The organism is Flavobacterium sp. (genome assembly GCF_046317795.1).
Lineage (GTDB): Bacteria > Bacteroidota > Bacteroidia > Flavobacteriales > Flavobacteriaceae > Flavobacterium.
Window position 1 is genome coordinate 1 of record NZ_JBKCVI010000143.1, and the last position, 4,116, is coordinate 4,116.

Sequence of the window (4,116 nt, forward strand, 5' to 3'; positions counted from 1 at the left end):
TGATGGCAAATTGATTTCAGTTGAATATTCATTTCAAGAAAAAAAAATTTTCCTTACTCGAATAAATACTTTTGATGGCTTTGAAGATGAAGATTTTATAAATGATTTGTTAAAAAATATTATGGAAATTGCTTATGAGCGAAAGTTAAAAGTCGTTCCTATTCTTCCTAAAATTGCACTTTTTTTTAGAAAAAACACTTCATATAAAGATTTACTTCCTCCTGGAATAAAAATTTAGTTTCAAAATTCCAAAACTGATATTCCAAATTCTCATTACAAAAATTGAATTTGGAATTTTTTTTCTATTTTTATAATATGAATTCTGAAAAATTAAACGATAACATTATTGCTTTTTTTGAAACTATAGAAAAATATTATGGAAGCAAAACCGAAATTACATCGGGATTGTTTTCTAAACTTGATGATGTGAATGCAGCTTTAACGACATGGAATTTATCGGAGTTTCAACTTATTCGTTCTGCTTATCGAAACAATGGAGGAAAATTTATGTTTGAAGGAAATGGAAACTATTTTGAAATTGCTGCCGAAAAACTTATTGATTTCAAGCAACCTGGACGAAATAAATTTGAGTTTATAGAACAATATGGCGAAACTGTTTTTAGGATTACTAAGATTCGGTTTCATTATAAGTATTAAAAATTCCAATTTTTTAAATTCCAAATTCCAATCTATACAGTTGGAATTTGGGATTTTTCGTTTTGGAATTTTAACCTCACACTTCCATCTTCTTCAATTTTGGTTAATTTGATTTCGTGTAACGTATTGACTAATTCTGGATTCCAAGGTGTTTTTACTTTGACATAGTTTTCTGTAAATCCGTGAATGTATCCCTCTTTGTTTTCGCTTTCAAACAATACTGTTCTGTTTGTTCCTATTTGACTTTCATAAAAAGCACGACGCTTTTTTACAGACAATCCACGTAACATTTTGCTACGTTTATTTCTGATATTCATTGGAACAACATCAGTCATTGCAGCAGCTTCGGTATTATCTCTTTCGGAATAGGTAAAAACATGCAAATAAGAAATATCCATTTCATTCAAAAAATGATAGGTTTCCAAAAAATGTTCGTCGGATTCACCAGGAAACCCAACAATCACATCAACACCAATACAAGCATGAGGCATTACTTCTCGGATTTTATTGACACGTTCGGTATACACTTCTCGTTGATAGCGTCTTTTCATTTTACCAAGAATTTCGTTGCTCCCACTTTGCAATGGAATGTGAAAATGTGGCACAAATGTTCTGCTTTGAGATACAAATTCGATGGTTTCGTTTTTGAGTAAATTGGGTTCTATGGAAGAAATACGCAATCGTTCTATGCCTTCAACTTCATCTAAAGCTTTTACTAAATCTAGAAAAGTATGTTCGTGTTTTTTATTCCCAAATTCACCTTTGCCATAATCGCCAATATTCACACCAGTTAAAACGATTTCTTTAATTCCTTGCTGAGAAATTTCGGAAGCATTTTTCAACACATTTTCCAAAGCATCACTTCTGGAAATTCCTCGCGCCAAAGGAATCGTACAATAAGTACATTTATAATCGCAACCGTCTTGCACTTTCAGAAACGCACGCGTTCTGTCGCCTATAGAATAACTTCCAACATAAAAATCGGCTTCTTCAATTTCGCAAGAATGCACTTCGCCCCTATCATTTTTGGACAAATCATTGATGTAATCGGTGATTTTGAATTTTTCGGTGGCACCCAAAACCAAATCAACGCCATCAACAGCGGCTAATTCTTCTGGTTTTAATTGCGCATAACAACCCACTGCAGCAACGAACGCCTTATCGTTGAGCTTCATGGCTTTTTTTACTACTTGTTTGAATTGTTTATCGGCATTTTCGGTAACCGAACAAGTATTGATGACATAGATATCGGCTACTTCTTCAAAGTCAACTCTGTCAAATCCTTCGTTTTGAAAATTCCTTGCTATAGTAGACGTTTCGGAAAAATTTAATTTACATCCTAAAGTGTAGAATGCTACTTTTTTCTTGTTTTCCATAAATACACTCAATTAATGAAATCGTTGTCAAAAAATTGAGAGTGCAAATTTAGGTAAAATTTTAAGATAAAATTGCCTCAGATTCACAGATTAAAATAACTTTAAAAATCTGTGAATCTGTGGCTGAAGAATTTTATTTACTCTTTTCTGTATTTTTTTGTGATTTCAAAAACGTGTTCCAAAATCTTAGCGTCTTCCTCAGTAAATTCCACTTGACGTCTTGCCATAGCTATTTTGGCAGTTTGAAATGCTTTAGACGTTAAATAAGTAGTAAATCCCGAAGCGCCACCCCAAGAAAAACTTGGCACAAAATTGCGAGGAAACCCAGCACCAAAAATGTTGGCACTTACACCCACTACAGTTCCTGTATTGAACATGGTATTGATACCGCATTTGCTATGATCACCCATCATCAATCCGCAAAACTGCAAACCAGTTCGTGCAAATCCTTCAGTTTCATAACTCCACAAACGCACTTCTTCGTAGTTGTTTTTTAAATTGGAATTGTTGCTGTCGGCACCCATATTACACCATTCACCAAGAACCGAATTTCCTAAAAATCCATCGTGACCTTTATTGGAATAGCCAAACAAAACCGAGTTATTCACTTCGCCACCTATTCTACAATGAGGCCCAATGGTTGTAGCGCCATATACTTTTGTAGCCAGTTTTACTTGAGCTTCTTCACACAAAGCAAATGGTCCACGAATGACCGAACCTTCCATAATTTCAGCATTTTTTCCAATGTAAATTGGTCCTGTAGAGGCATTTAAAGTGACAAATTCTAGCTTTGCTCCTTCTTCGATAAAAATGTTTTCCGGAGAAATTACATTGACACTTTTAGGAATCGGTTGTGACTTTCTGTCTTCGGTAATTAACTCAAAATCTTCTCGAAGTGCGGCATCATTTTTGGCAAAAATATCCCAAGTGTGTTCCAATTTTAAGCACTCTTCATTGAATTCAATTATTTCATAAGTATCAAAATCAACTTCTTCTTGCGTGTCATTAGTATAAAAAGCAATCACTTCTTCTCCTTGAAAAATAGCTTGGTTTTTCTCTAAATTTTTGACTATTTCTACCAAAATATCGTTGGGTAAAAAAGAAGCGTTAATCAATACATTATTCTCCATTTCCACCATTGGAAATTTTTCAGACAGGTATTCTTCTGTCAAAGTGGTTGTTGTTGAACCCAAATATTTCTCCCATTTTTCACGAATGGTTAATATTCCAACACGAATATCGGCTACAGGACGTGTAAAGGTAAAAGGAAGCAACGCATTGCGAACTGTTCCGTCAAAAAGTATGTAGTTCATTTGAGAAGTTTAAAAGTTTAAGGGTTTAAAAGTTTAAGGGTTCAATTCTTACTTTTAAACACATTTCAAAGTTACAAAACTTTGGTTCATAAAAAAACCTTCCATTAAAATGAAAGGTTTTGTAAAAATTTGAAAATCTATCCCGAAGGTTAGGGACTTATTTTGCGTGTTTAGCGTATTTCGTTTTGAATTTATCGATACGTCCTGCCGTATCAATAAGTTTAGATTTGCCTGTGTAAAAAGGATGAGAACTTCTAGAAATCTCCATTTTGTAAACTGGATATTCAACACCTTGGTGTGTGATGGTTTCTTTTGTTTCAACTGTTGATTTAGTGATAAAAACATCGTCGTTCGACATGTCTTTAAAAGCAACTAATCGGTAATTTTCTGGGTGAATTCCTTTTTTCATGATAAATCTTTTATTGTTGTGAAGTAGTTTGTTTTGATGCTTTCATTCCGAAAGGTATAAACTTACTACAGCTTTTAATATTTATTTTTTTATTTAGCGTGTGCAAAAATACAATTTTTTTACAATAATCAAAGCGATGTGTAACTTTTTTTAAATGTTTCCTACTTAATATAGGATTTACTTATATTTGTTAAAATTTAAAAACTAAAAATTAAATATTATGAATGAAATTATTAAGAAAAACGGAATTACATTTGGAATTATCCTAGGATTATTTTCATTACTTTTTACAACAGCTATTTATGCTATTGATTTAAAGTTATTTACAAGTTGGTGGTTTGGACTTGTGGGATTTATTTTT

General features: G+C 32.8%; 5 protein-coding genes. 2 read left to right on the forward strand and 3 right to left on the reverse strand.

Translation table 11 applies throughout. The annotated features are described in order from the left end of the window. Positions 1-10: 10 nt before the first annotated feature. Both ACK5ON_RS08445 and ACK5ON_RS08450 read left to right on the forward strand, forming a co-directional pair. On the forward strand, positions 11-238 hold the full coding sequence (locus tag ACK5ON_RS08445) for an N-acetyltransferase (RefSeq protein ID WP_409821635.1): 228 nt from the start codon (positions 11-13) through the stop codon (positions 236-238). A 77-nt stretch (positions 239-315) separates the two neighbouring features. Next, positions 316-657, forward strand: coding sequence for a hypothetical protein (locus ACK5ON_RS08450; protein ID WP_409821630.1), 342 nt, complete (start codon positions 316-318; stop codon positions 655-657). Between the two features lie 32 nt (positions 658-689). Here the strand turns inward: ACK5ON_RS08450 and mtaB are convergent, their stop codons facing one another. The 3 genes from mtaB to ACK5ON_RS08465 form a co-directional block, all read right to left on the reverse strand. Next, positions 690-2,033 carry a tRNA (N(6)-L-threonylcarbamoyladenosine(37)-C(2))-methylthiotransferase MtaB gene (gene mtaB / locus ACK5ON_RS08455; RefSeq protein ID WP_396173628.1) on the reverse strand — a complete coding sequence of 448 codons (1,344 nt, stop codon included), beginning with the start codon at positions 2,031-2,033 and terminating at the stop codon, positions 690-692. Between the two features lie 137 nt (positions 2,034-2,170). Then, positions 2,171-3,346, reverse strand: a complete 1,176-nt coding sequence (locus tag ACK5ON_RS08460) for a GlmU family protein (protein ID WP_409821632.1) — start codon at positions 3,344-3,346, stop codon at positions 2,171-2,173. Between the two features lie 157 nt (positions 3,347-3,503). Then, a complete protein-coding gene (locus ACK5ON_RS08465) occupies positions 3,504-3,755 on the reverse strand; it encodes a type B 50S ribosomal protein L31 (RefSeq protein ID WP_396173632.1) in 252 nt (83 codons plus the stop codon). Positions 3,756-4,116: the final 361 nt, after the last annotated feature.